Here is a 23,654-nt window from a genome sequence, read left to right as displayed (position 1 = left end):
GGGGTCGGTCGGTGCGGTTCAATGGGGGCATGAGCGAGAACGCGCCGAGCACGCATCCCGAGGACACCGACGTTCCCCCCTCCGCCCAGGACGACAGCGGCACCGGCGCCCCCGCGGCGCCCTCCGCCGGGCGCGGGACCCTGCGGGACGTCGCCGACTCCCTCGGCATCTCCAGCGCCGTGGCCCTGCGGGCCCTGCGCGGCATGGACGACATCCGCCCGCAGCTGCGGGCGCGGGTGCACGACGAGGCGGAGCGCCTGGGCTTCCCGCTGGAGGAGCTCTCCGCCGCCGACGACCACCGCGGTGTGGTCGCCGTGCTCGTGAACACCATGCGCAACACCTGGATCTCGGACCTCGTGCGGGCCATCCGCATCGAGCTGGCCGCGACCGGACGCTCCGCCATCGTGGTGCCGACCCGCCGACGCATCCCCGAGTACCCCGTCGCCGCGGACACCGAGGCCGTGCAGTCCCTCGTCCAGCTCGGCGTGGACGGCTTCCTCATGGTCTCCGACCTCAACGACATGGACTCCGTGCTCGAGGCCACCGGCGACCGCCCCTTCGTGGGGATCGGCTGCTCCCAGGACTTCGTGGGCCGCTTCGACACCGTCCGCATCGACGACGTGGTGGGCCAGGGCCTGCTCGTGGATCATCTCGTCTCCCTCGGCCACCAGGACATCGCCCACGTCGGCGGGGTCGGGGCGACCGTGGCCCGTGAGCGTGCGGACGCCTTCCGCTCCGCGATGGAGCGCCACGGCCTGGGCGAGCACGCCCGCGTCGAGCCCGGCGACTTCACCGAGCAGGTCGGCCAGACCGCCGGGTCGATGCTGCTGCGCGGCAGCCAGGTGCCGACCGCCGTCACCTGCGCGAACGACGTCACCGCCGTGGGCGTCCTCGCCGCAGCCCGCGAGGCCGGCTACGACGTCCCCAGCCAGCTCTCCGTGGCCGGTTACGGGAACACCTCGCTGGCGGCCTCCGGGATCGCCGGCCTGACCAGCGTCGACCCCAACTCGGACCGGCTGGGCGCCCTGGCGGCCCAGTTCCTCGTCGAGCGGGTCTCCGGGCACGAGCCCGAGACCCGCGACGTGGCCGTGGCCCCGTCCCTCGTGGCGCGCCGCTCCACCGCGGCCGGGCCCCGGCCCGCCTCGACCAAGCGCAAGCGCATCTCGGTGGACTGACCCGCCCGCGCGCCCTTCCCCGCACGACCCAGCATCCCGCTGAGATAGGCTCCGAACATGATCAACTCCACGAACGACCCGAGCACACCGCCCACCCAGCGGTCCATCGGCGAACTCGTCGCGTCCATCAAGGACGAGCTCCTGGGCGTCGTCCATCACGAGATCGACATCGCCAAGAAGGAGCTCACGGCGATCGCGGTGAAGGCGGCCGTCGGCGCCGCCCTCTTCCTCGTCACCGCCTTCTTCCTCCTCAGCGCCTGGGTGATGCTGCTGTTCGCCGCCGCCTGGGGCCTGGTCGCCCTGGGCCTGCCCGCCTGGGGCGCGTTCCTCATCGTGATGGGCGCGCTGGTGCTCATCGGCGCTCTCGCCTCGGTGGTCGGCTACTTCGTGTACATCAAGAAGATCAAGGCGCCGGAGACGACCATCAGCACGGCCAAGGGCGCGGTCGACGCGGTCAAGGGCGTGCGCCACCGCAACGCCGTCTCCTACGACGACACCTACGAGGAGCTGTACGGCAAGAAGGTCGACGCCCGCGTCTCCTGATCGCCGCGATGCCGGGCCGGCCCGCGCCGCGGTGGCGCAGCGGCCGCACCGGCCCGCGTATCCTGGAGCGGTGACTCTTCGACTGCACGACACCGCAACACGGACGACCGCTCCGTTCCGCCCCCTGGTGGACGGGGCGGTCTCGCTGTACGTGTGCGGTCCCACCACGCAGGGGGCCCCGCACATCGGGCACCTGCGCACCTTCCTCGCCTTCGACGTGCTCGTGCGCTGGCTGCGCCGCAGCGGCTACGACGTCACCTATGTGCGCAACGTGACGGACATCGAGGACAAGATCCTCGCGAAGTCCGCCGAGCACGACACCCCCTGGTGGGCGTGGTCGCTGCGCTTCGAGCGCGAGTTCCACGACCGCCTGGACCAGGTCGGCTGCGTGCGCCCCAGCTACGAGCCGCGCGCCACCGGGCACGTGCCCGAGATGATCGCCTTCATGCAGCGCCTCATCGAGCGCGGCCACGCCTATGCCGACGGCGCCGGATCCGTGTACTTCTCCGTGCGCTCCCTGCCGGACTACGGCGCCCTGACGCGCCAGTCCCTCGAGGACATGCAGGACGCCGGCGAGGAGATGGAGCCCGGCAAGCGGGATCCGCGCGACTTCGCCCTCTGGAAGGCCGCCAAGCCCGGCGAGCCGGAGACCGCCGCCTGGGACACCCCCTTCGGCCGCGGCCGGCCGGGCTGGCACCTCGAGTGCTCGGCGATGGCCCACAAGTACCTCGGCGAGAGCTTCGACATCCACGCGGGGGGCCTGGACCTGCGCTTCCCGCACCATGAGAACGAGCAGGCCCAGTCCCACGGCGCCGGCTACGGCTTCGCCCAGCGCTGGATGCACTCGGGCGTGCTCACCGTGGACGGGCTGAAGATGGGCAAGAGCCTGGACAACTTCATCACCGTGGGGGAGGCGCTGGACTCCCATCCCGCCCCTGTGGTGCGCCTGGCGCTGGTCGGCGCCCACTACCGGGCGCTGGTGGAGTACAACTCCCGCTCGCTCGCCGAGGCAGGCGTCGTCTGGGAGCGGTTCGTCTCCACGGTGCGCCGTGCCCAGGAGCGGCTGGAGGCCGCCGGCGTCCCCCTCGCGGATCCGGCATCGGCCGTGCTGCCCGCGGCGTTCGTCGAGGCGATGGACGACGACCTGTCGGTGCCGGAGGCGCTCGCCGCCGTCCACGGCGCCCAGAGCGCGCTGAACACCCTGCTCGCCGACGGGGCCGAGGCCTCCGCGATCGGCGAGAGCCTGGCCGCGCTGCGCGGCATGCTGGACGTGCTGGGCCTGGATCCGCTGGATCCGCAGTGGACCGCCGGCTCCGGGGCCGATGCCGCCGAGCACGAGGCGCTGGACGCCCTCGTGCGGGCGCAGCTGGCAGCCCGCGCCGAGGCGCGCGCCGCGAAGGACTGGGCGGCGGCCGACAGGATCCGCGATGCCCTCTCCGGCGCGGGGATCCGCGTCGAGGACGGGCCCGACGGCGTCCGCTGGACGCTCGAGACGACGACGACCGGGAGGTCATGATGGCAGGAAACGGAGGTCGCCGCGGCGCGATCCGCCGCACGAAGAAGGGCGCGACCACCGGCTCGGGAGGGGTGCGCCGCCGCGCGCTCGAGGGCAAGGGCCCGACCCCGAAGGCGACGGACCGGCCCGGGCACAAGTCGTACGCGGGCGCGAAGCGCCCCGGCGGCAAGGCCAAGGGCCCGAAGGTCCCGGGCGCCGACCAGGTCGCCGGGCGCAACTCGGTCCTCGAGGCGCTGCGCGAGGACGTCCCCGCGACGTCCCTGTCGGTGATGGTGCGCCTGGACGTGGACGACCGCGTCCGGGAGATCCTGCGCCTGGCCGCCGCGCGGAACCTGCCCGTGCAGGAGGTCACCCGCACCGACCTGGACCGGATCACGGACCATGCCGTGCACCAGGGCGTGTCGCTGACCATCCCGCCCTACGAGTACGCGGACCTCGACGAGCTGCTGGGCATCGCCCGCGACGCCTTCGCCGCGCCGCTGCTGATCGCCCTGGACGGCATCACCGATCCGCGCAACCTCGGGGCGATCCTGCGCAGCGCCGGCGCCTTCGGGGCGCACGGCGTGATCCTGCCCGAGCGTCGCAGCGTGTCGATGACAGCGAGCGTGTGGAAGGTCGCCGCCGGCGCCGCCGGCCGGGTGCGCGTCGCCCAGGTCACCAACCTCAACCGGGCCATCTCCGAGCTCAAGCAGGAGGGGCTGTTCGCCCTGGGCCTCGATGCCGACGGCGACGTCTCCACCCGCGACATGACGCTGGCCGCCGAGCCGGTCGTCCTCGTGGTCGGGGCCGAGGGCAAGGGCCTCTCCCGCCTGGCCCGCGAGCTGTGCGACCAGGTCGTCTCCATCCCGACGGCGTCGACCACCGAGTCGCTGAACGCGTCCGTGGCCGCCGCGATCGCCCTGTACGAGGTCGCCGGCGCCCGCGCCGCCGCAGGCCGCCGCTGACCGCACCGCCGCGCGTGCTCCCCTCCTCCCGGGGCGGGAGCACGCGCGGCGCTGTGTCCGGCGCGCCCGATGCGCCCGGGGTGGTGTTCAGCGCGCCCGGCGAGGCCCCGGCCGGCCCGGCAGGGCTTCCGGCGCTGGGCTAGGCGTCCGGCGCGCCCGGCCCCGCGCGAGAGGTCATTCTCCGACGCTTGAACGGCTGTTCAAGCACCGGAGAATGACCTCGGGCGAGGGTCAGTTCTCGAAGATCGGCAGGGCCGAGGTCTCCGTGGTGACGAGGGACTTCTCGTTCGGCCGCAGCGGCAGCTGGTGGGCGACGTAGTCCTCCGCGGCCTCCACGAGGGTGACGTCCCGTCCCTGCTTCTCCGAGAGGTACCAGCGGTGCTCCAGCACCTCGTGGAAGAACTCCGGGGCCTCGAGCTTCTGCCGCATCGAGCGCGGGATCGAGCGGATCACCGGCTCGTACTGCACCTGCAGCCACTCGTGGGCGACGAACTCCTCCTCCTCGGCCTGCTGCTCCGTCATCGCGACGTAGTGGTCGAGGTCGTTGAGCAGGCGGCGCGCCTGGTTCTCCCCGGCGTCGATGCCCGTCAGGCGCATCAGGCGGCGGGCATGGTGGCCGGCGTCGACCACCTTGGGGTGGATGGTCACCGTGGTGCCGTCGAGATCGGTGGTGATCTCGAGCTCGCCCACGTCGAAGCCGAGCTCGTTCAGGCGCTCGATGCGTGCCGAGACGCGCCAGCGCTCGTCCGCGCCGAAGCTCTCGCGCTCGGTGAGCGAGGCCCACAGCTCCTGGTACCGGCCCACCAGCTGGTCGCCGATCTCGATGGGATCGGACTCCTCGCCGAGCAGCTCGCCGGCCTGGAGGTCCATCAGCTCGCCGATGATGTTCGTGCGCGCGAGGTCCAGGTCGTAGGCGCGCTGGCCCGTGGACAGCTGCTCGTGCAGCGTGCCGGTCTCGACATCGACCAGGTAGGCGGCGAAGGCGCCCGCATCGCGGCGGAACAGGGTGTTCGACAGCGACACGTCGCCCCAGTAGAAGCCCTCGAGGTGGAGGCGCACCAGCAGCACGGCGAGGGCGTCGATCAGACGCTTGGCCGTGTCCTGCTTGGAGATCTGGCTGAAGACGGCGCGGTAGGGCAGCGAGAACTGCAGGTGCCGCGTGATGAGCACGGCGTCCAGGGGCTCGCCGGCCCGGGTCTCCCGGCCGCTGACGACGCCGAAGGGCTCGACGGCGGGGATCCCGAGCTTGCCGAGCACGCGCAGCATGCCGTACTCGCGCTCGGCGAGGTGATGGGAGATCTCCTTGAGCGCGAGCACCCGACCGGACACGCGCGCGAAGCGCACCACGTGCCGGGAGATGCCGCGGGGGAGCGAGGCGAGCAGCTCATCGGGCCAGTCCTCGAGGGGGACGTCCCAGGGCAGATCCAGCAGTGCCGGGTCTGCTCGGGACGCTTTGATCTCCAGAGGTGCCATGGGCTCTATTGTGCCCTGTCCATCCCCCTCCCGCACGGAGGCCGACCCATGCAACAGCGGGCGCCCGGCGTGATGCCGGACGCCCGCTGAGGGGTTCGTGCTGGTCAGTCGCCGAGGCGCTGACCGGACGTGACGTCGAACAGGTGCAGGTGGCCCTCGGTGGGACGGAAGTAGACCGTCTCGCCCTTCATCGGGGGCTTGCGGCCGTCGACGCGCGCGATGACCGGCTTGTCGAGCTCGGTGTGACCGGCGAGGCGGCCGTAGACGTAGGCGTCCGCGCCGAGCTCCTCGACCACATCGACCTCGACCGCGAGGCCGGTGCCGTCGGGGGCGATCTCCAGGTCCTCGGGGCGCACGCCCACGGTGACGGAGCCCTGGTTGGTCTCGTGCAGGGTCGCACGGTCGACCGGGACGACGGCGCCGCCGAACTGGACGCCCTGATCGGTGAGCTTCTGCTCGATCAGGTTCATCGCGGGCGAGCCGATGAAGCCGGCCACGAAGACGTTGTCGGGGTGGTCGTACATGCGTCGGGGGGTGTCGATCTGCTGCAGCACGCCGTTGGCGAGGACGGCCACGCGGTCGCCCATCGTCATGGCCTCGGTCTGGTCGTGGGTCACGTACACCGTGGTGACGCCCAGGCGACGCTGCAGGGAGGCGATCTGCGTACGGGTGGACACGCGCAGCTTCGCGTCGAGGTTCGACAGCGGCTCGTCCATGAGGAAGACCTGGGGCGAACGCACGATCGCGCGGCCCATGGCCACACGCTGACGCTGACCGCCGGAGAGGGCCTTCGGCTTGCGGTCGAGGTACTGCTCGAGGTCGAGGATCTTGGCGGCCTCCTCGACGCGCTTGCGGATCTCGGCCTTCGGGGTGCCGGCGATCTTCAGGGCGAAGCCCATGTTGTCGGCCACCGACATGTGCGGGTACAGCGCGTAGTTCTGGAACACCATCGCGATGTCGCGGTCCTTCGGCGGGACATCGGTGACGTCGCGGTCACCGATGAGGATGCGGCCGCCGTCGATCTCCTCGAGGCCGGCGAGCATGCGCAGCGCGGTCGACTTGCCCGAGCCCGAGGGGCCCACGAGGACGAGGAACTCGCCGTCCTCGATCTCGATGTTGAGGCTGTCGACGGCCGGGCGCTCCTGGCCGGCGTAGACGCGCGAGGCGTTGTCGTACGTAACAGTTGCCATGGGGGTGACCCATTCCCTTCACCGGCAGGTACGTGCCGGACGGTCCGTAGTGAAGTGTCTTGTCATCACCGGTGCGGAACACCGTCGTCCGCTGGAGTCTTGTGCGTCATTGCACCGGCGAGAGCGAGTGTAGCCCATCACAGGGGGTGGTTCCTGTGATACTCACAGGATGGACCTGACCCAGCTCGTGACCAAGACCCTCGACCGCCGCTCCCGCACGGGGACGCCGCTGCGGATCGTCCAGGCCGGCCATCCCGCGCTGCGGGCCCGCGCGCGGGACGCGTACGGCGTGCTGCCCACGGCCCTGCTGCTCGAGCTCATCGAGGCGATGACCGTGACGATGCGCGCCGCACCGGGCGTGGGCCTGGCGGCCCCGCAGATCGGAGTGCCGCTGCGGCTGTTCGTCCTCGAGGACCGCTCCTTCGAGGACGGCGAGGAGCCCGATGCGCAGGACGACGTGCTCGAGCGGACCGGGGTGCCGCTGCGGGCCTTCCTCGACCCCTCCTACGAGGTGCTCGAGGACGAGGGGACCGAGACGGTGTTCGCCTGGGAGGGGTGCCTCTCGGTGGACGACTGGCGCTCGATCGTGCCGCGCCCGCGCAGCATCGTCTTCCGCGGCCTCGAGGTGGACGGGCGCGGGGACATCGCCGAGGTCCGCGAGGTCCATCGCGGGTGGCCCGCCCGGATCCTCCAGCACGAGACCGACCACCTGGCCGGCACGCTGTGCCACGACCTCGCGGTGCCGCGGTCCTTCGTGCAATCGCGCTATGTCGAGCGCTACGCCGACATGCCCGATGCGGTGCGCCGCCTCGGGCTGTCCGGGGATGTGGCCCGCCTCGGCCCCGGGGAGGTCGTGGTGCGCGCGGATCGCTGAGGCGACCTGCACCGCACGCGCAGTCGCTGCCGGTACGGTGTCCCCGAACCACCCGTCCAGGAATGGTCACCCCCGATCGATCGGAGCGCCCGTGAATCCCACGACCCCCTCGTCCGATGCCCGGTCCGAGGACCCCCAGCACCAGCTCGACGAGCGCTGGGTCGGCATGATCGACACCGCGCTGCGGATGCAGACGCCTGCCGCCGCGTCCTACGTGCGCCGCTTGCGGGCCAAGAAGCCCCAGGCGAGCGACGACGAGCTGATCGACGACGTGTGCCGGAAGTTCACCTTCCTGATGACCGCCACGGGGGCCGGGATCGGCGGCGCCGCGGCCCTGCCGGGGATCGGCACCGCGGCGGCGATCGGCCTGACCGTCGGCGAGGGCGCGTCCTTCGCGGAGGCCTGCGCCTTCCTCACCCTCTCGGTCGCCGAGATCCGCGGCATCGACATGAAGGACCAGCACACGCGCCGCATGGTCATGCTCGGCGTCCTCGGCGGGGACAAGGGCACCGACATCATCGCCAAGACCCTGGGCAAGCAGGGCATGCAGTGGAACACCGTGCTCGCCGGCGGCGGCACGGGGGTCGTGCCGCGGATGATCAACGCGCAGATCTCCCGCTGGGTCAAGCGCAAGGTCGTCGCCCGCGCCGGTCGGGTCTGGTTCGGGCGCCTGCTGCCGTTCGGCATCGGGGCGGCCATCGGCGGCGTCGGGAACCGCATGATCGCCCGCTCCGTCACCGACGCCGTGCGGGAGATCTTCGCGGACGCGCCGACCATCGCGGGGGAGACCGCCGGGCCCGGAGAGATCTCCGCCGGGACGTCGTCCAGCTCGCGGGAGAGCTGACGCGGCCGCCGGCCGCGGACCGCACGGGCCGCGCCGCCGCACGGGCCGCGTCGCCGCACGGGCCACGACGGCGAAGAGCGCCGCGGCCGGGGATCGCTCCCCGGACGCGGCGCTCCTGTCGTGGCTGGTCGTCCCCCTGCCTGCGGCAGGCCTCAGACGGCCTGCGTGAACTCGTTGGCGTGCTCGGTGCCCACAGCGCGTTCGTAGGAGCGGCGGATCTCCGCCTCCGCGTCGCTGCGGCCCTCCCAGTGCGCGCCCTCGACGCTCTTGCCCGGCTCGAGGTCCTTGTAGACCTCGAAGAAGTGCTGGATCTCCAGTCGATGGAACTCCGAGACGTCGGTGAGCTCCTGGCGACGGACCTGGCGCTGGTCCCCGACCGGGACCGCGATGATCTTGTCGTCGCCGCCCGACTCGTCGCGCATGCGGAACATGCCCAGCGCCCGGCAGCGGATCAGGCAGCCGGGGAACGTGGGCTCCTCGAGCAGGACGAGGACGTCGAGCGGGTCGCCGTCCTCTCCCAGGGTCCCCTCGATGAAGCCGTAGTCGTCGGGGTATCGGGTGGCGGTGAAGAGCATCCGGTCCAGGCGGATGCGACCGTTGTGATGATCCACCTCATACTTGTTGCGGTTACCCCGGGGGATCTCGATGGTGACGTCGAATTCCACTGCTGCTCCGTTGCCTCATGCCCTGTGCGGGGCGGTAGCGCTGACCGGCACACTCTATCGTGAACACCATGAGACAGCTGAACGTCTGGCGACCGCTGGCCGTCATCATGTGCGCCGCGGTCCCGATCGGCTTCTACGCGATCGGGGACGTCACCGACGCCTTCCCGGGCATCCTCACGCTGGAACAGGAGGAGCAGGGCCCCCAGGCGGGGCCGCCCGCGCAGGCCGAGGACCTCTCCCGCGAGGACCCCGTGCAGATGGTGCCCTCGGCGGCCCCCGGGGTGGACGCGGCGGCCGGCCCCGAGCTCGCGGCCCGCATGGACGCCCACGCGGAGCTGCCCGTGGTCCAGGGGAACCTCGCCTATGCCGTGGTCGACGCCGAGACCGGCACCACCCTCGCTGCACGGGATGCGGACACCGCCCGCGTCCCCGCCTCCACCCAGAAGCTGCTCACCGCCGCGGCGCTGCTGCGGGTGCGCTCGGGCGACGACACGCTGGCCACCCGGGCGCGCCTGGGGGAGGGGACGCTCACCCTCATCGGCGAGGGCGACATGTTCCTCACCGAGGAGCGGCTCGCCGCGCTCGCCGACGAGTCCGCCGCGATGATCGCGCAGGAGGGCGGCGGCCCGGTGCGCGTCGTCCTGGACGACTCGTTCATCGTCGACGGCATGAATCCCGCCTGGGGCGGGAACGGCCCTGCGGGCGGCTGGGTCGCCCCGGTCGCCGCCCTCGCCCTGGACGAGGGGAAGCTGGACGGCGAGCAGTACGGCGCGAAGTCGACCGACCCGGCGGCCGATGCCGCCGCGCGCTTCGCGCAGCTGCTGCGCGATCGCGGCGTCGAGGTGACCGGGGAGGTCGCCCGGGGCGCCGCGCCGGAGACCGGGCCGGAGGTCGAGATCCGCTCGGCGCCGCTGCGCGAGATCGTCCAGTACGTGCTGACCATCTCCGACAACACCGGCGCGGAGCTGCTGTCGTACCTGGTGGCCGATGCCCGGGGCGAGGAGACCACCGCCTCCGGCGCCTCCGGGGCGGTCGAGGCGGAGGTCCGCGACCTCGCCGCGGAGCTGGGCCTGCCCGCCTCCGATCTCGAGTCTTTGGACCTCCACGACGGCAGCGGGCTCTCCGTGGACAACCGCGTCCCCCCGCGGCTGTTCGCGGCGGTCCTCGGGGAGGTCGCCTCCGGCGGCGCCCCCACCCTCGAGCCCCTCCTGTACGACGTGCCCGTGAGCGGGCTCTCCGGAACCCTCGCCGAGCGCTTCGGCGAGGACGACGCGTCCGCCGCCCGCGGGATCGTGCGCGGCAAGACCGGCTACCTCAGCGGCACCGCCACCCTCGCCGGGGTCGCGACCCGGCCCGACGGCCGCACCGTGAGCTACATGATCGTCGTGCACGGCTTCGACCGTGCCGACGCGATCGAGGCCCGCGAGGCCGTGGACACCGTCGCCGCCGAGATCGTCACGAGCCGTTGATGGCCGGTCCGCCCCGCGTCGTCGCCCGCGCCCGCACCGCCGTGCGCGCCCACCTCACCGCCCGCCTCGAGCAGCTCGCCGACGACACCGGCGCCGGGCACCTCAGCCCCCGCGTGCTGGTCGGCGTGAGCGGCGGCGCGGACTCCCTCGCGCTGCTGGCCACCACCGCCTGGGTCGCCGCGCGGATGGGACTGGAGACCGAGGCGCTGATCATCGACCACGGCCTGCAGGCGGATTCCGAGGGCGTCGCCGAGCGCGCCGCGGAGGCGTCCCGCCGTCTCGGCGCCGCGCACACCACCATCCGCCGGGTGGAGGTGGGGACGGCGGGCGCCGGCGGAGTGGAGAACGCGGCCCGGCGCGCGCGGCACGCCGCCTTCACGCAGCGGCTGGACGAGACCGGCGCCCTCGCCCTGCTGCTCGGGCACACCCTCGACGACCAGGCCGAGCAGGTGCTGATGGGGCTGGCCCGCGGCGGGGGACCCCGCGCCATGGCCGGCATCCCGCCCGTGCGCGGAGCGATCCTGCGCCCCTTCCTGGGCGCCGAGCGGGACGAGTCCACCGCCCTGCGCCGGGCGGACACGGAGGAGATCTGCCGGGTCCACGACGTCGAGTGGTGGGAGGATCCGATGAACGAGGACCCGGCCCTGCTGCGCTCGGCCGTCCGCCATCGCGTGCTGCCGCTGCTGCGCGAGGTGCTGGGCGAGCAGATCGACGAGAACCTCGCCCGGGCGGCGGCGCTCATCGGCCCCGACGTCGAGCACCTCGACGCCGAGGCGGCGGCGCGGCTGGAGGAGCTGCGCCGCGACGGCGGCGAGCTGCGCGAGGACGGGGACCTGCTGCTGCTGGACGCCTACGCGCTGGCCTCCGTGCCCGCCGCGCTGCGCACCCGGATCCTGCGCGACGCATCGCGCCGCGCGGAGCAGGAGGCCGGCACGCCCTCGGACAAGTCCCTGCTGCGCCGCCACGTGCTGGCGGCGGAGGCGCTCGTCGTCTCATGGCACGGTCAGGCAGGCGTACCCCTTCCGGGTAGGATCGAGGTCGCTCGCCGCGACGGGCTGCTCGTCTGGCGCCGCCTCGACCCCTGAGCCGCGCCGACCCTCGCCGCGCGACGAGTCCGAACACCCCCCACCAAGGAGCACTGCGTGTCGAAGACGCAACTGCACGAGAGCGACGGGCGTGCGCGCATGCACGAGGACGTCGAACGCGTGCTGCTGGACGAGACGGCGATCCGGGACCGGCTCGCACAGATCGGGCGGCAGATCACCGAGGACTACGCGCAGGAGCCGCCGATCCTGGTGGGCGTGCTCAAGGGGGCGGTGATGGTCATGTCGGACCTCGCCCGCGCGATCGACCTGCCCGTCGAGATGGACTGGATGGCGGTGTCCTCCTACGGATCGGGCACCAGGTCCTCCGGCGTGGTGCGGATCCTCAAGGACCTCGGCACCGACATCACCGATCGCCACGTGCTGATCGTCGAGGACATCATCGACTCGGGCCTGACCCTGAAGTGGCTGCTGTCCAACCTCCGCTCGCGCGGCCCGCGCAGCGTCGAGGTGTGCACCATGCTGCGCAAGCCCGATGCGGCGCGCGTGGAGATCGACGTGCGCTACGTCGGATTCGACATCCCCAACGAGTTCGTCATCGGATACGGGCTCGACTACGCAGAGACCTACCGGAACCTGCCCTACGTCGGAGTCCTCAAGCGCTCCGTCTACGAGGACTGACATGGCATCGAGCACTCCCAAGAAGAAGCGCACCCTGCCCGGGATCGCGCTGTGGATCATCCTGGCCCTGGTGCTGGGCATGGTCCTGTTCTCCCTGCTGGGCCGCGACGGCTACCAGCAGATCGACACGGAGCAGGGGCTGACCCTGCTGTCCGAGGGCAAGGTCGAGCAGGCCAAGATCATCGACGGCAACCAGCAGCGCGTCGACCTGGTGCTCACCGAGCCCTTCGTCGACGGCGACACCGACAAGGGGAAGCAGGTCCGCTTCTCCTACGTCACCGCGCGCGGCGAGGCCGTCGTGCAGGCCGTCGAGGAGGCCGACCCCGCCAAGGGGTACACCGACGAGATCGCGACCAGCTCCTGGTGGACGACCCTGCTGGTCTCCTTCCTGCCGCTGCTGCTCTTCTTCGGCCTGTTCTGGTTCCTCATCATGAACGCCCAGGGCGGCGGGCGGGCCATGCAGTTCGGCAAGTCCAAGGCGAAGCTGTTCAACAAGGAGTCCCCCAAGGTCACCTTCGCCGACGTCGCCGGCGCGGAGGAGGCCGTCGAGGAGCTCGACGAGATCAAGCAGTTCCTCGTGGACCCGCAGAAGTACCACGCGGTGGGCGCCAAGATCCCCAAGGGCGTGCTCCTGTACGGCCCCCCGGGAACCGGCAAGACCCTGCTGGCCCGCGCCGTGGCCGGCGAGGCGAACGTGCCGTTCTACTCGATCTCCGGCTCCGACTTCGTGGAGATGTTCGTGGGCGTCGGCGCCAGCCGCGTGCGCGACCTGTTCAACACCGCCAAGGAGAACTCCCCGGCGATCATCTTCATCGACGAGATCGACGCCGTGGGCCGGCACCGCGGCGCCGGCATGGGCGGCGGCCACGACGAGCGCGAGCAGACCCTGAACCAGATGCTGGTGGAGATGGACGGGTTCGACGAGAACCAGAACGTCATCCTCATCGCCGCGACGAACCGTGTGGACATCCTGGACCCGGCGCTGCTGCGCCCGGGCCGCTTCGACCGCCAGATCGCGGTGGAGGCCCCGGACCTCAAGGGCCGCCTGCACATCCTCACCGTCCACTCGCAGGGCAAGCCCCTGGCCCCGGACGTCGACCTCGAGGTCGTCGCCCGCCGCACCATCGGCATGTCCGGCGCGGACCTGGCCAACGTGCTCAACGAGGCGGCGCTGCTGACGGCGCGCTCCGGGAACCAGATCATCGACAACCGGGCGCTGGACGAGGCGATCGACCGCGTGTCCATGGGGCCGCAGCGCTACTCCAAGGTGATGAGCGACCGCGAACGGCAGATGACCGCGTACCACGAGGGCGGCCACGCCCTGGTGGCCGCGGCCCTGAACAACTCCGCCCCGGTCACCAAGGTGACGATCCTGCCGCGCGGCCGCGCGGGCGGCTACACGATGGTGGTGCCGACCCAGGATCGCAACTACCAGTCCCGCAACGAGCTGCTGGACCGCCTGGCGTACGCCATGGGCGGCTACGCCGTGGAGGAGGGCATCTTCCACGACGTCACCACCGGCCCCGGCTCCGACCTGCAGAACGCCACCAAGATCGCCCGCACGATGGTGATGCAGCTGGGCATGAGCGAGCGTCTGGGCCAGGTCTCCTACGGCGAGGGCCAGGACGAGGTCTTCGTCGGCATGCAGTCCGGCCAGGGCCCGCAGTTCTCCGACGAGACCGCTCAGCTGATCGACGAGGAGGTCCGCCGCCTCATCAGCCGCGCCCTGGACGAGGCGTGGAGCGTCATCAGCGAGAACCGCGAGGTGCTGGACCGCCTGGTCCTCGAGCTGCTGGAGAAGGAGACCCTCAACGAGCACGAGCTCGCGGAGATCTTCCGGGACGTGCGCAAGCGCCCGCTGCGCGAGGTCTGGCAGTCCAGCCAGGGCCGCCCCGTCTTCCACGACCCCCTGGTGGGCGGGGACCCGGCGGCGACGGGATCGGAGTCCTCGGACGCCGGCGAGTACGTCCAGCCCGGCCCGCCCGAGCTGCCGCACCCCGGCGGCGAGGGCCCCTCCATCCCGGGCGCCCCGCGCGAGCCCGGTCCCGGCGAGCAGGGCTGAGGGGGCGGCAGCGATGAGCGTGGACCATGAGCGGATCCGGGCCGCGGTGCGCGAGATCCTCGCGGCCGTCGGCGAGGACCCCGACCGCGACGGGCTGAAGGAGACGCCCGCGCGGGTGGCGCGGATGTACGAGGAGGTCTTCGCCGGCCTGGACCAGGACCCGTCCCAGCCGCTCTCGACGACCTTCGACATCGAGCACCAGGAGCTGGTGCTGGTGCGGGACATCTCCTTCCACTCGATGTGCGAGCACCATCTGCTGCCGTTCATGGGCGTGGTCCACGTCGGCTACATCCCCGGCGCCGGGGGAGTGACGGGGCTGTCGAAGCTGGCCCGGCTGGTGCATGTGTACGCCCGCCGGCCGCAGGTCCAGGAGCGCATCACGAGCCAGATCGCCGACGCCCTGATGGGCGAGCTCGACGCCGCCGGGGCGATCGTGGTCGTCGACGCCGAGCACATGTGCATGTCGATGCGCGGGGTGCGCGCGCAGGGCGCCCGGACGGTGACCTCCGCGGTGCGCGGCATGCTGCGCGAGAGCGCCACCCGCGCCGAGGCCATGTCGCTCATCGTGAGGGGCTGAGGGCGATGCGGCGGCGACCGGCCGGGCTGCCCGGGGCGCTCGATGTCGACGCGACCCTCGTGATGGGCGTCCTGAACGTCACCCCGGACTCCTTCTCCGACGGCGGCGAGCACTTCGCGACGGCCGATGCGATCGCGCACGGGCGCCTCCTGGCGCGCCAGGGCGCGGCCATCATCGACATCGGCGGCGAGTCGACCCGTCCGGGCGCGCCCCGCGTGGACGAGGACGAGGAGATGCGGCGGGTGATCCCCGTGATCCGAGCCCTCGCCGCGGAGGGCCACGTGATCAGCGTCGACACGATGCGCGCCTCCGTCGCGGCGGCCGCCGTCGAGTCCGGTGCGCTGATCATCAACGACGTGTCCGCGGGCCTGGCCGATGTGGACATGGGCACGGGCGCGGCGCGCCTGCGCACCCGTCGCGGCACCCCGCCCGTGTTCATCGCCATGCACTGGCGCGGGCACAGCGACGTCATGAACCGCCTCACCGACTACGCGGACGTCGCCCGGGACAGCGCCGCCGAGCTCGCGACCCGCCTGGAGGCCCTGCGCGCCTCCGGCGTCGACGACGACTACCTCGTGGCCGACCCGGGCCTGGGGTTCTCCAAGACCGGGGACCAGAACTGGGAGGTCCTCGCGGACTGGACGAGCCTGCGCGCCGCCGGGCTGCCGATCCTCATCGGAGCCTCCCGCAAGCGCTTCATCGCGGCCCTCGGCGTGGACCGCGACGCGGCGACCGCCGCGGTGAGCGCGGTGAGCGCCCGCGAGGGCGCCTGGGCCGTGCGCGTGCACGAGGTCCCCACCTCGGTGGCCGCCGTCGCCGTGGGCGATCGGCTGCGGAGGGCCGCCCGATGAGCCGGGACGTCATCGAGCTGGTCGGCGTGCGCGCCTGGGGCCACCACGGCGTGCTCGAGCACGAGAAGCGGACCGGCCAGGAGTTCCTCGTCGACGCCCGCCTGCACGTGGACACCCGCGCCGCGGCGCGGGCCGACGCGCTGGGCCGGACGGTCAACTATGCGGAGGTCGCCGCGAGCATCGTCGCGCAGATCGAGTCCGCCCCGGTGGATCTCCTCGAGACCGTCGCCGAGACCCTCGCCGCACGGATCCTCGCCGAGCAGGTGCTGGTGCGCCGGATCGAGCTGACGCTGCACAAGCCCTCCGCCCCGATCCCGCATCCTTTCGCCGACGTCCGCCTGCACATCGTCCGCGACGCCGCCCCGGTGGACGCCGTCCTCGCCGTGGGCACCAACCTCGGGGACCGGGCCGCCCGGCTGCGCCGCGCCCTGGATCTGCTCGAGCAGGCCGAGGACGTCGAGATCCTCTGGACCGGCCCGGTCATCGAGACCGATCCCGTGGGCGGCGTCGATCAGGATCCGTTCCTCAACTCCGCCGTCGGCGTGCGGACGCGATGCACCCCCTGGCAGCTTCTCGAGCTCGCGCAGGAGCTCGAGGCGGACGCGCAGCGCGAGCGGACGGTCCGCTGGGGCCCGCGCACCCTGGACGTCGACGTGATCACCTACGGGGACCTGGTGCAGGACGACGAGGAGCTGATCCTGCCGCATCCGCGGGCGGCCGAGCGCGCCTTCGTGCTGGTGCCGTGGGCGAGCGCCCGCCCCGAGGACGTCCTGCCCGGCCACGGCCCCATCGGCCCGCTCGCCGAGCGCGCGCCCGACCGACCGGGCATCCGGCCGGGTCCGGCGGTCCCCGGCTACGCCGCGCCGATCCCGGCGGACGGGGCCGAGCCCTCATGAAGCCGCTGTCGATCCCGGTGCTGGTGGTGGTCCTCGCGGCCGCCGCCGGGTTCGGGCTGACGCTGGCCGAGCTGGTCGCCGCCCGCGGCGGGACCATCCCGATCACCGGATGGTTCACCGGGGTCCTCGAGCTGGTCCTCGGCGGCGTGCTGCTGGTGATGGGGCTGCCGCTGCGGCGCTACATGAAGGAGACCGCCGAGCGCGCCGAGAGCGGGACCTTCGCACCGCGCCGGCATCAGCTGGACATGATCACCGCCTTCCGCACGGTGACCTTCGCCCGCGCCTGCGCCTACACCGGCTCGGTGGTCGGCGGCATCCACCTGGGCATCGCCGTGCAGCTGGGGATGTCCGGCACCGGCACCCTCGCCGGGGCCGTCCTGCCCACCCTGTTCGCCGCCGTCGCCGGGCTCGCCCTGGCGGTGCTGGGCGTGATCGTCGAGCACTGGGGCCAGCTGCCGCCCGAGGACGGCGAGCCCTCCGGCGAGTCCAGCCCCGCCTGAGGCGACCGACGACCAAAGTCGGAGGAGCCCCTCCCGGCGCAGCTGAGACGATGGACGTCATGAGCACCCCCTCCCCGGATCCTGCCCCGGCCCTCGCAGCACCTCCCGGAGCCGGAGGGCGCCTGGGCGCCGAGGGCCTGCGGCCCGTCTCCGAGGCGCTGATCCGCGCCCGCTATCTCGCCGGCCTGATCGGCTACGCCCTCGCCCTGATCGTGATCGCGGGCTGCGTCGTCCTCTGGGCCTGGCTGGGGTGGTGGTGGACGGTGTTCCCGGCGCTGCTCGCGCTGATCCTCGCCCTGCAGTCGCTGCTGCTCACGCCCCGGCGCGTGCGGGCGCTGGGCTACCTCGACCGCGAGGACGACCTCGTGTTCGCCTCCGGCATCATGTTCCGCTCCGTGTCCACCGTCGCATTCGCGCGGGTGCAGTCCGTCGAGGTGCACGAGGGCCCGATCGAACGCAGCCTGGGGCTGGCGACCCTCTCGGTCTCGACCGCCTCCGCCGAGGCCGACCTCACGATCCCCGGCCTGCCCCGTGAGGAGGCGGAGCGCCTGCGCGCGCTGCTGGCCCGCCGGGGCGTCGAGACCATGGCGGCGCTGTGAGCGGGACCCCGGCGCCCGCCCCGGAGCAGGGGACCGCCAGCGCCGTCCCCGAGTCCGCGTTCCGACGCACCCACCCGATCACGCCGCTGGTCAGCGGCTGGAAGGTGATCGCGGCGATCGTCGCGGCCGTGTCGATCCAGAACATCGGGTCCCTGGTGCGGGAGTTCACCCTGACCCGCCTGCTCATCGGGCTCGGGATCCTGGCCGTGGTCATCGTCCTCTCGATCGTGATCTCCGCGCTGTCCTGGCGCTTCACCGCCTATGCGATCACCGAGGACGGGGTCGCCCTGCGCAGCGGGGTCCTCACCCGCTCCCGCCGCTTCGCCCCCCGGGCCCGGATCGACTCGGTCTCCGTCGAGCGGCCGCTGCTGGCGCGCCTGCTGGGCCTGGCCAAGGTCCGCGTGGAGGTCGCCGGCGGCGGGGAGTCGCACCTGGACATCGCGTACGTGCGGACGGCCGATGCCGAGCGCATCCGTCGCGAGATCCTGCGCGCGGCCGCCTCGGCCCAGGCCGGGTCCGCCGCGGTCGCCCCGGCCGGGGCCTCCGCCGGTCCCTCCGATCCCGGCTCCGTCCCGCCCGCCGGCCCGCCGGCCGGTCCCGCCGCGGTGCGAGGGGCGGACGGAGGACCCGTCCCCACCGAGGCGGCCCTCGGCGCCGGCCCGGGCGACCGGTCCGCCGCTCCCGGCGCCGCGAGCGGGGAGGCCGGCGCGGAGCCCTGGGCGCAGGGCGCCGCGCCCGCCGCGCCGGCCCCGGGGAGCCTGTGGGACCAGGTCGTGCTGGACGGCGTGAGCGACGGGGAGCAGATCGCCCGCGTGCCGACGGCGCGCCTGGTGCATTCGATGGTCCGCGACGCCGAGTTCCTGCTCGGCGCGCTCGCGCTGCTGCTGGGCCTGCTCGTCGCGGGCGGGCTGCTGCTCTGGGACGACGGTCCGGGCCTCGGCGCGGCGGTCGCCCTGATCCCCGCGCTGGTCGCGGTGCCCCGCCTGGTGCTGGGGAAGATCGAGGCCGGCTGGGGGTTCGTCGCCCGGATGACCGACCGCGGCCTGCGCATGCGCCGCGGTCTGCTGAACACGCGCACCGACAACGTGCCGCCCGACCGGATCCAGGAGATCACCCTCTCCCAGCCGGCGCTGTGGCGCTCGCAGCGGTGGACCCGTGTGACCGCGACCGTCGCCGGGATCGGCGACAGCGAATCCGAGGGGTCGCTGACCGTGCTGCCCGTGGGCACGCCCGAGGAGCTGCGCCGGACCGTCGGACACCTGCTGCCGCCCCTGGGCACCGAGGACGATGCCGCCGCGCTCGAGGGCCTGCTCGGGGCGCGCGCCCGCGACATCCCCGGGATGCGGGCGACCCGCCGCTGGCAGTGGATCGCCCGGCGCACCGAGGTCGTCGTGCTGATGCCCGGCTTCCTGGTGCGCCGGTCGGGGATCCTCACCCGCCGGCTCCAGATGATCTCCCGCGACCGCATCCAGGGGGTGGGCATCTCCCAGGGGCCGATCGAGCGCCGCTGCGGCCTGCTCACGCTCACCGTCCCCGTCGCCGGCGCCACCCTCACCGCGCAGGGCATGGAGCAGCCGGAGGTGCTCGCGATGCGCACCGTGCTCGAGCACGACTCCGCCCATCTGCGCCGATACCGGGACCGTGCGCGCTGGCCGCGGCCCGCGCTGTCCCCGCGGCAGGAGCATCGGCCGCTGCCGCAGGGCGGGCCCGACGGCGGACGCGAGGACGCGGGCCAGGAGCAGCAGCGATGAGCGCGCCGCAGCGGCTGGGCATCGGCGTCATCGGCGCCGGCCGGGTCGGAGCGGTGCTCGCCGCCGCGCTGCGGCGCGAGGGCCACGCGATCACCGGGGCGTACGCGGTCTCCGACAGCTCCCGTGCCCGGGCCGCGGATCTGCTGCCCGGGGTGCCGCTGCTCGGCGCGGACCGCATCGTCGAGCGCAGCGAGCTGGTCCTGCTGACGGTCCCCGACGACGAGCTGCCGGGGCTGGCCGCCGGCATCGCCGCCGCCGGGATCAGCCCCGGCGGGCAGGTCATCGTGCACACCTCGGGAGCCCACGGGATCGAGGTGCTGTCCCCGCTCGAGGAGGCCGGCTGCGTGGCCCTGGCCATCCACCCCGCGATGACCTTCACCGGCACCGCCGCGGACCTCCCGCGTCTGGTGGGCTGCCCGATGGCGATCACCGCGCGGCCCGCCCTCGCCCCGATCGCGGAGGCGCTCGTGGTCGAGCTCGAGGGGCGCCCCGTGCGCCTGGCCGAGGGCGACCGCGCCCTCTACCACGCGGCGCTGTCCCACGGGGCGAACCACCTCGTCGTCCTGGTGGACCAGGCGCGGGAGGTGCTCGCCCGGCTCGGCGTGGACAGCCCCGGCGACTATCTGCGCCCGCTGCTCACGGCGGCCCTGGAGGAGTCGCTGAACCGCGGCGCCGATGCGCTGACCGGGCCGGTGCGCCGCGGCGACGCCGGGACCGTCGCCGGCCACCTCGCCGCCCTGCGCGACCTCGAGCAGGACGGGGCCGGCTCCCCGGACATCCGCGCCACCTACCGGGCGCTCGCGCTGGCCGCGCTGGAACGGGCCGGGCTCGATGACCAGCGGCGCGCCCGGATCCGTGGCATCCTCGATCCCGCACCGACGACTCCCGAGGAGGGACCATGACCGCCCTGGTGACCACGAAGGCCGATCTGCGACGGGCCCGGGCGCAGCTGCCCGGCACCGTCGCCGTGGTGATGACGATGGGGGCCCTCCACGAGGGCCACCTCATGCTCGTGCGCCGCGCGCGCGAGATCGCCGACTCCGTGGTGCTCACCGACTTCGTCAACCCGCTCCAGTTCGGCCCGGGGGAGGATTTCGAGGCGTACCCGCGCGAGCTCGAGGCCGACCTCGCGCAGGTCGACGGGCTCGTCGACCTCGTCTTCGCGCCGTCCACGGAGGAGATGTACCCCGTGCTGCCGCCGCCGGTGAGCGTCACCTCCGGCCGCCTGGGCACCCGCTTCGAGGGCGCCGCGCGCCCCGGCCACTTCGACGGGGTGGTCACCGTGGTCACCAAGCTGCTGCAGCTGGTGCGGCCCGACGCCGCGGTCTTCGGCCGCAAGGACGCCCAGCAGCTCGCGATCATCCAGCGCCTGGTCGCCGACCTCGACCTGCCGGTGCGGATCGAGGCCGTCGACATCGTCCGCGAGCCCGGCGGGCTGGCCCGCTCCAGCCGCAACGCCTACCTCAGCGAGGAGGGCCGCGAGCGCGCCCTCGTGCTCTCGCGCACCGTGCGCGCCGTCGAGGCCGCCGCCCCGGACACCGGAGCCGTGCTGGCCGCCCTGCGCGAGGCCACCGGCGGGGCGCCGGCCGGGGTGGACTGGGCCTACGCCGAGGCCGTGGACCCGGCCACCTTCGAGCCCATCGGCCCCGACCACCAGGGCGAGGTGCTCGTGGTGCTGGCCGCCCGGGTCGAGGGGACGCGCCTGCTGGACGCCACCAGCCTGCACGTGGCCGGCCGGGTGCATCCGCCGGTGTCCCGCGGCCGGCTGCCGGAGCCGACCGCTCCGTGAGGTCGCCCACGCCCGGCCGATCCCCGCAGGAATTCCGTGATACCTCCCGGTAGGGGGTGACACAATCGGGGCCATGACTGATGCGCCCGCGCCCCACGACCCGCTGGACACCTCCGACCAGATCGCCGTGCGCAAGGCGAAGCGGGAGCGGCTGCTGGAGCGCGGCGAGGAGGCGTACCCCGTCTCCGTGCCGGTCACCACGACCATCGCCGCGGTCCGCGAGGGCTACGGCCACCTCGACGCCGGTCAGGAGACCGAGGACGAGGTCGGCGTCGCCGGGCGCGTGGTCTTCCTGCGCAACACCGGCAAGCTCGCCTTCGTGACCCTGCAGGACGGGGCGGGCGAGCGCATCCAGATCATGGCCAGCCAGGCGGACGTGGGCGCCGAGCGCCTCGCCGACCTCAAGGCCGATGTCGACCTCGGCGACCACGTCTTCTTCCACGGTCGCGTGGGATGCTCCCGGCGCGGCGAGCTGTCGGTCTTCGCGGATTCCTGGCAGATGGCCGCGAAGGCCGTGCGCCCCCTTCCCGTGCTCCACGCCGATCTCAGCGAGGAGTCGCGGGTTCGGCGCCGTTATGTCGATCTCATCGTGCGCCCCGAGGCGCGCCGGGTGGCGCGTCTTCGCTCGGAGGTCATGCATTCCCTGCGCGAGTCCTTCCGCGGCCGTGATTTCCTGGAGATCGAGACGCCGATGCTCCAGGTGATTCCTTCGGGGGCGGCGGCGCGGCCGTTCGTCACCCACATCAACGCGTTCGACATGGATCTGTACCTGCGGATCGCGCCGGAGCTGTTCCTCAAGCGCGCGGCCGTCGGCGGGATGGAGCGCGTGTTCGAGATCAACCGGAACTTCCGCAACGAGGGCGCGGACTCCACCCATTCCCCCGAGTTCGCGATGCTGGAGGCCTATCAGGCCTACGGCGACTACCACACGATCGCCGACCTGACCCGGGACCTCGTGCAGGAGGCCGCGCTCGCCGCGACCGGCTCCCACGTCGTCACCCTGCCGGACGGCGAGGAGTACGACCTCGGCGGGCAGTGGGACCGGATCACCGTCTACGGCTCGCTGTCGGAGTCCCTCGGCGAGGAGATCACCCCGGAGACCACCCCGGAGCGTCTGCGGGAGATCGCCCGCTCCCTGGACCTGGACCTGGATCACCCGCGCTACGGCCACGGCAAGCTCGTGGAGGAGCTCTTCGAGCACCAGGTGGGCGATCACCTCCACGCGCCGACGTTCGTGTGCGACTTCCCCGTCGAGACGAGCCCGTTGGTGCGCGCGCACCGCGAGACCCCCGGCGTGGTCGAGAAGTGGGACCTGTACGTGCGGGGCTTCGAGCTGGGCACCGGGTACTCGGAGCTCGTGGATCCGGTCGTCCAGCGCGAGCGCTTCGAGCAGCAGGCGCGGCTGGCCGCGGCCGGCGACGACGAGGCGATGCGCCTGGACGAGGACTTCCTCGAGGCGATGGAGTTCGCGCTGCCGCCCACCGGCGGCATGGGCATGGGGATCGACCGGCTGCTCATGGCGCTCACCGGGCTGGGGATCCGCGAGACGATCCTCTTCCCCCTCGTGAAGCCGGGGGCCTGAGATGGACGGCGGATTCTGGTTCGAGGCGGGGGCGCTGCTCCCGTCGATCGGCGTGGGCCTGCTCTTCTGGTTCGCGATGCGCGCCATTCTTCGCGCTGACCGGCGCGAACGAGAGGCCGAGCGGGATGCCGAGAAGGAATTCCGGGCCGCACGACGCGACGGGGAATCCTCCACCCCGGGCGGCGCGACCGCGATCAATCACGTCGAGGATTGATTTTCCGTCCGGAACGCGCGAGTATTGTGCCGGCAGGGTATGACGCGCCCCGTCCACAACATCTATTCGAGGAGTACCCATGGCCCGCAAGACGTTCGTCGAGCTGATCGATGATATCGACGGTTCGAAGGCCGAGCAGACCGTCACGTTCTCCCTCGACGGAGTCTCCTACGAGATCGACCTGTCGGAGGACAACGCCACCCGCCTGCGCGAGGAGCTGGGGGCCTGGGTCGCCAAGTCCCGTCGCGTCAGCGGCCGCCGCACCCGGGGCACCGGTGCCTCGGCGCCGGCGAAGGATTCCGCGAAGGTGCGCGAATGGGCGCGCGAGAACGGCTACGAGGTCTCCGACCGCGGCCGCATCTCCGCCGAGATCCGCAACGCCTACGAGAACGCGCACTGAGCGTTCCCCGGACGCC

The 23,654-nt window shown here is 72.9% G+C and carries 24 protein-coding genes; 21 read left to right on the top strand and 3 right to left on the bottom strand.

Annotation, left to right across the window (positions count from 1 at the left end; genetic code table 11):
• The first annotated feature begins 29 nt into the window (after positions 1-29).
• From BF93_RS13345 to rlmB, 4 genes are all read left to right on the top strand, one after another.
• The gene (locus tag BF93_RS13345; RefSeq protein WP_084148544.1) at positions 30-1,175 is read left to right on the top strand and encodes a LacI family DNA-binding transcriptional regulator; all 1,146 of its coding nucleotides are present in this window, start codon (positions 30-32) and stop codon (positions 1,173-1,175) included.
• 57 nt (positions 1,176-1,232) lie between these two features.
• Complete coding sequence (locus BF93_RS13340) at positions 1,233-1,718, top strand: phage holin family protein (RefSeq protein WP_038373265.1); 486 nt, start codon at positions 1,233-1,235, stop codon at positions 1,716-1,718.
• A 70-nt stretch (positions 1,719-1,788) separates the two neighbouring features.
• Positions 1,789-3,234: a cysteine--tRNA ligase gene (gene cysS, locus BF93_RS13335; protein ID WP_038373264.1), complete on the top strand. Its 1,446-nt coding sequence runs from the start codon at positions 1,789-1,791 to the stop codon at positions 3,232-3,234.
• Positions 3,234-4,178 (top strand): 23S rRNA (guanosine(2251)-2'-O)-methyltransferase RlmB, encoded by a 945-nt coding sequence (rlmB, locus tag BF93_RS13330; RefSeq protein WP_038373263.1) that lies wholly within the window; start codon positions 3,234-3,236, stop codon positions 4,176-4,178. Before cysS ends, rlmB begins: the two co-directional genes overlap by 1 nt.
• Before the next feature lie 231 nt (positions 4,179-4,409).
• On the opposite strand, the gene BF93_RS13325 is transcribed toward rlmB, so the two are convergent.
• Together BF93_RS13325 and BF93_RS13320 are read right to left on the bottom strand one after the other, a co-directional pair.
• Positions 4,410-5,651 (bottom strand): DUF4032 domain-containing protein, encoded by a 1,242-nt coding sequence (locus BF93_RS13325; protein WP_038373261.1) that lies wholly within the window; start codon positions 5,649-5,651, stop codon positions 4,410-4,412.
• Positions 5,652-5,755: 104 nt separating this feature from the next.
• A complete protein-coding gene (locus BF93_RS13320; RefSeq protein WP_038373260.1) occupies positions 5,756-6,841 on the bottom strand; it encodes an ABC transporter ATP-binding protein in 1,086 nt (361 codons plus the stop codon).
• Positions 6,842-7,010: 169 nt separating this feature from the next.
• Between BF93_RS13320 and BF93_RS13315 the strand changes: the two genes are divergently transcribed.
• A complete protein-coding gene (locus BF93_RS13315) occupies positions 7,011-7,715 on the top strand; it encodes a peptide deformylase (RefSeq protein ID WP_038373259.1) in 705 nt (234 codons plus the stop codon).
• Positions 7,716-7,806: 91 nt separating this feature from the next.
• Positions 7,807-8,559, top strand: a complete 753-nt coding sequence (locus tag BF93_RS13310; protein ID WP_051486948.1) for a hypothetical protein — start codon at positions 7,807-7,809, stop codon at positions 8,557-8,559.
• A gap of 152 nt (positions 8,560-8,711) precedes the next feature.
• Here the strand turns inward: BF93_RS13310 and BF93_RS13305 are convergent, their stop codons facing one another.
• Complete coding sequence (locus tag BF93_RS13305; RefSeq protein ID WP_038373258.1) at positions 8,712-9,224, bottom strand: inorganic diphosphatase; 513 nt, start codon at positions 9,222-9,224, stop codon at positions 8,712-8,714.
• A gap of 68 nt (positions 9,225-9,292) precedes the next feature.
• Here BF93_RS13305 and BF93_RS13300 point away from each other — a divergent pair, with 68 nt between their 5' ends.
• The 15 genes from BF93_RS13300 to BF93_RS13230 all read left to right on the top strand — a co-directional run bounded on the left by BF93_RS13300 (position 9,293) and on the right by BF93_RS13230 (position 23,638).
• Entirely contained in the window at positions 9,293-10,693 is a 1,401-nt protein-coding gene (locus BF93_RS13300; RefSeq protein ID WP_038373257.1) for a D-alanyl-D-alanine carboxypeptidase/D-alanyl-D-alanine-endopeptidase, read from the top strand.
• The gene (gene tilS, locus BF93_RS13295) at positions 10,693-11,778 is read left to right on the top strand and encodes a tRNA lysidine(34) synthetase TilS (RefSeq protein WP_038373255.1); all 1,086 of its coding nucleotides are present in this window, start codon (positions 10,693-10,695) and stop codon (positions 11,776-11,778) included. The genes BF93_RS13300 and tilS overlap by 1 nt, the downstream gene beginning before the upstream one ends.
• Before the next feature lie 99 nt (positions 11,779-11,877).
• Positions 11,878-12,417, top strand: coding sequence for a hypoxanthine phosphoribosyltransferase (hpt, locus tag BF93_RS13290; protein WP_038373333.1), 540 nt, complete (start codon positions 11,878-11,880; stop codon positions 12,415-12,417).
• A gap of 1 nt (position 12,418) precedes the next feature.
• Entirely contained in the window at positions 12,419-14,479 is a 2,061-nt protein-coding gene (gene ftsH, locus BF93_RS13285) for an ATP-dependent zinc metalloprotease FtsH (protein ID WP_051486947.1), read from the top strand.
• A gap of 13 nt (positions 14,480-14,492) precedes the next feature.
• Entirely contained in the window at positions 14,493-15,056 is a 564-nt protein-coding gene (gene folE, locus BF93_RS13280; RefSeq protein ID WP_038373253.1) for a GTP cyclohydrolase I FolE, read from the top strand.
• 5 nt (positions 15,057-15,061) lie between these two features.
• Positions 15,062-15,907: a dihydropteroate synthase gene (gene folP, locus BF93_RS13275; protein WP_038373252.1), complete on the top strand. Its 846-nt coding sequence runs from the start codon at positions 15,062-15,064 to the stop codon at positions 15,905-15,907.
• Complete coding sequence (gene folK / locus BF93_RS13270; protein ID WP_051486946.1) at positions 15,904-16,803, top strand: 2-amino-4-hydroxy-6-hydroxymethyldihydropteridine diphosphokinase; 900 nt, start codon at positions 15,904-15,906, stop codon at positions 16,801-16,803. The genes folP and folK overlap by 4 nt, the downstream gene beginning before the upstream one ends.
• A complete protein-coding gene (locus BF93_RS13265) occupies positions 16,800-17,303 on the top strand; it encodes a DUF3180 domain-containing protein (protein WP_038373251.1) in 504 nt (167 codons plus the stop codon). The genes folK and BF93_RS13265 overlap by 4 nt, the downstream gene beginning before the upstream one ends.
• 59 nt (positions 17,304-17,362) lie before the next feature.
• Positions 17,363-17,902 (top strand): PH domain-containing protein, encoded by a 540-nt coding sequence (locus BF93_RS13260; RefSeq protein WP_232226423.1) that lies wholly within the window; start codon positions 17,363-17,365, stop codon positions 17,900-17,902.
• Entirely contained in the window at positions 17,899-19,653 is a 1,755-nt protein-coding gene (locus BF93_RS13255) for a PH domain-containing protein (protein ID WP_051486944.1), read from the top strand. Before BF93_RS13260 ends, BF93_RS13255 begins: the two co-directional genes overlap by 4 nt.
• Positions 19,650-20,555, top strand: a complete 906-nt coding sequence (locus tag BF93_RS13250) for a Rossmann-like and DUF2520 domain-containing protein (protein WP_038373249.1) — start codon at positions 19,650-19,652, stop codon at positions 20,553-20,555. Before BF93_RS13255 ends, BF93_RS13250 begins: the two co-directional genes overlap by 4 nt.
• Positions 20,552-21,442: a pantoate--beta-alanine ligase gene (panC, locus tag BF93_RS13245; RefSeq protein ID WP_051486943.1), complete on the top strand. Its 891-nt coding sequence runs from the start codon at positions 20,552-20,554 to the stop codon at positions 21,440-21,442. The genes BF93_RS13250 and panC overlap by 4 nt, the downstream gene beginning before the upstream one ends.
• A gap of 73 nt (positions 21,443-21,515) precedes the next feature.
• A complete protein-coding gene (gene lysS / locus BF93_RS13240) occupies positions 21,516-23,024 on the top strand; it encodes a lysine--tRNA ligase (RefSeq protein ID WP_038373248.1) in 1,509 nt (502 codons plus the stop codon).
• A gap of 1 nt (position 23,025) precedes the next feature.
• On the top strand, positions 23,026-23,238 hold the full coding sequence (locus tag BF93_RS13235) for a hypothetical protein (RefSeq protein ID WP_038373246.1): 213 nt from the start codon (positions 23,026-23,028) through the stop codon (positions 23,236-23,238).
• Positions 23,239-23,317: 79 nt separating this feature from the next.
• Positions 23,318-23,638 carry a histone-like nucleoid-structuring protein Lsr2 gene (locus tag BF93_RS13230; RefSeq protein ID WP_038373245.1) on the top strand — a complete coding sequence of 107 codons (321 nt, stop codon included), beginning with the start codon at positions 23,318-23,320 and terminating at the stop codon, positions 23,636-23,638.
• The last annotated feature ends 16 nt before the right edge of the window (positions 23,639-23,654 follow it).

The organism is Brachybacterium phenoliresistens, assembly GCF_000576425.1.
In the GTDB taxonomy this organism is placed as follows: domain Bacteria; phylum Actinomycetota; class Actinomycetes; order Actinomycetales; family Dermabacteraceae; genus Brachybacterium; species Brachybacterium phenoliresistens.
The sequence above is the reverse complement of the archived record's forward strand: the minus strand, read 5'-3'. Positions and strand labels throughout refer to the sequence as shown.

Bases quoted from the DNA above. Each gene is read 5' to 3' on its own strand.
- BF93_RS13345 (WP_084148544.1), top strand. From the start codon at position 30: ATGAGCGAGAACGCGCCGAGCACGCATCCCGAGGACACCGACGTTCCC.
- BF93_RS13230 (WP_038373245.1), top strand. From the start codon at position 23,318: ATGGCCCGCAAGACGTTCGTCGAGCTGATCGATGATATCGACGGTTCG.
- rlmB (WP_038373263.1), top strand. From the start codon at position 3,234: ATGGCAGGAAACGGAGGTCGCCGCGGCGCGATCCGCCGCACGAAGAAG.
- BF93_RS13250 (WP_038373249.1), top strand. From the start codon at position 19,650: ATGAGCGCGCCGCAGCGGCTGGGCATCGGCGTCATCGGCGCCGGCCGG.
- folP (WP_038373252.1), top strand. From the start codon at position 15,062: ATGCGGCGGCGACCGGCCGGGCTGCCCGGGGCGCTCGATGTCGACGCG.
- panC (WP_051486943.1), top strand. From the start codon at position 20,552: ATGACCGCCCTGGTGACCACGAAGGCCGATCTGCGACGGGCCCGGGCG.
- BF93_RS13340 (WP_038373265.1), top strand. From the start codon at position 1,233: ATGATCAACTCCACGAACGACCCGAGCACACCGCCCACCCAGCGGTCC.
- BF93_RS13315 (WP_038373259.1), top strand. From the start codon at position 7,011: ATGGACCTGACCCAGCTCGTGACCAAGACCCTCGACCGCCGCTCCCGC.
- folE (WP_038373253.1), top strand. From the start codon at position 14,493: ATGAGCGTGGACCATGAGCGGATCCGGGCCGCGGTGCGCGAGATCCTC.
- hpt (WP_038373333.1), top strand. From the start codon at position 11,878: ATGCACGAGGACGTCGAACGCGTGCTGCTGGACGAGACGGCGATCCGG.
- tilS (WP_038373255.1), top strand. From the start codon at position 10,693: ATGGCCGGTCCGCCCCGCGTCGTCGCCCGCGCCCGCACCGCCGTGCGC.
- BF93_RS13260 (WP_232226423.1), top strand. From the start codon at position 17,363: ATGAGCACCCCCTCCCCGGATCCTGCCCCGGCCCTCGCAGCACCTCCC.
- lysS (WP_038373248.1), top strand. From the start codon at position 21,516: ATGACTGATGCGCCCGCGCCCCACGACCCGCTGGACACCTCCGACCAG.
- BF93_RS13235 (WP_038373246.1), top strand. From the start codon at position 23,026: ATGGACGGCGGATTCTGGTTCGAGGCGGGGGCGCTGCTCCCGTCGATC.
- BF93_RS13265 (WP_038373251.1), top strand. From the start codon at position 16,800: ATGAAGCCGCTGTCGATCCCGGTGCTGGTGGTGGTCCTCGCGGCCGCC.
- ftsH (WP_051486947.1), top strand. From the start codon at position 12,419: ATGGCATCGAGCACTCCCAAGAAGAAGCGCACCCTGCCCGGGATCGCG.
- BF93_RS13300 (WP_038373257.1), top strand. From the start codon at position 9,293: ATGAGACAGCTGAACGTCTGGCGACCGCTGGCCGTCATCATGTGCGCC.
- BF93_RS13320 (WP_038373260.1), bottom strand. From the start codon at position 6,841: ATGGCAACTGTTACGTACGACAACGCCTCGCGCGTCTACGCCGGCCAG.
- BF93_RS13325 (WP_038373261.1), bottom strand. From the start codon at position 5,651: ATGGCACCTCTGGAGATCAAAGCGTCCCGAGCAGACCCGGCACTGCTG.
- folK (WP_051486946.1), top strand. From the start codon at position 15,904: ATGAGCCGGGACGTCATCGAGCTGGTCGGCGTGCGCGCCTGGGGCCAC.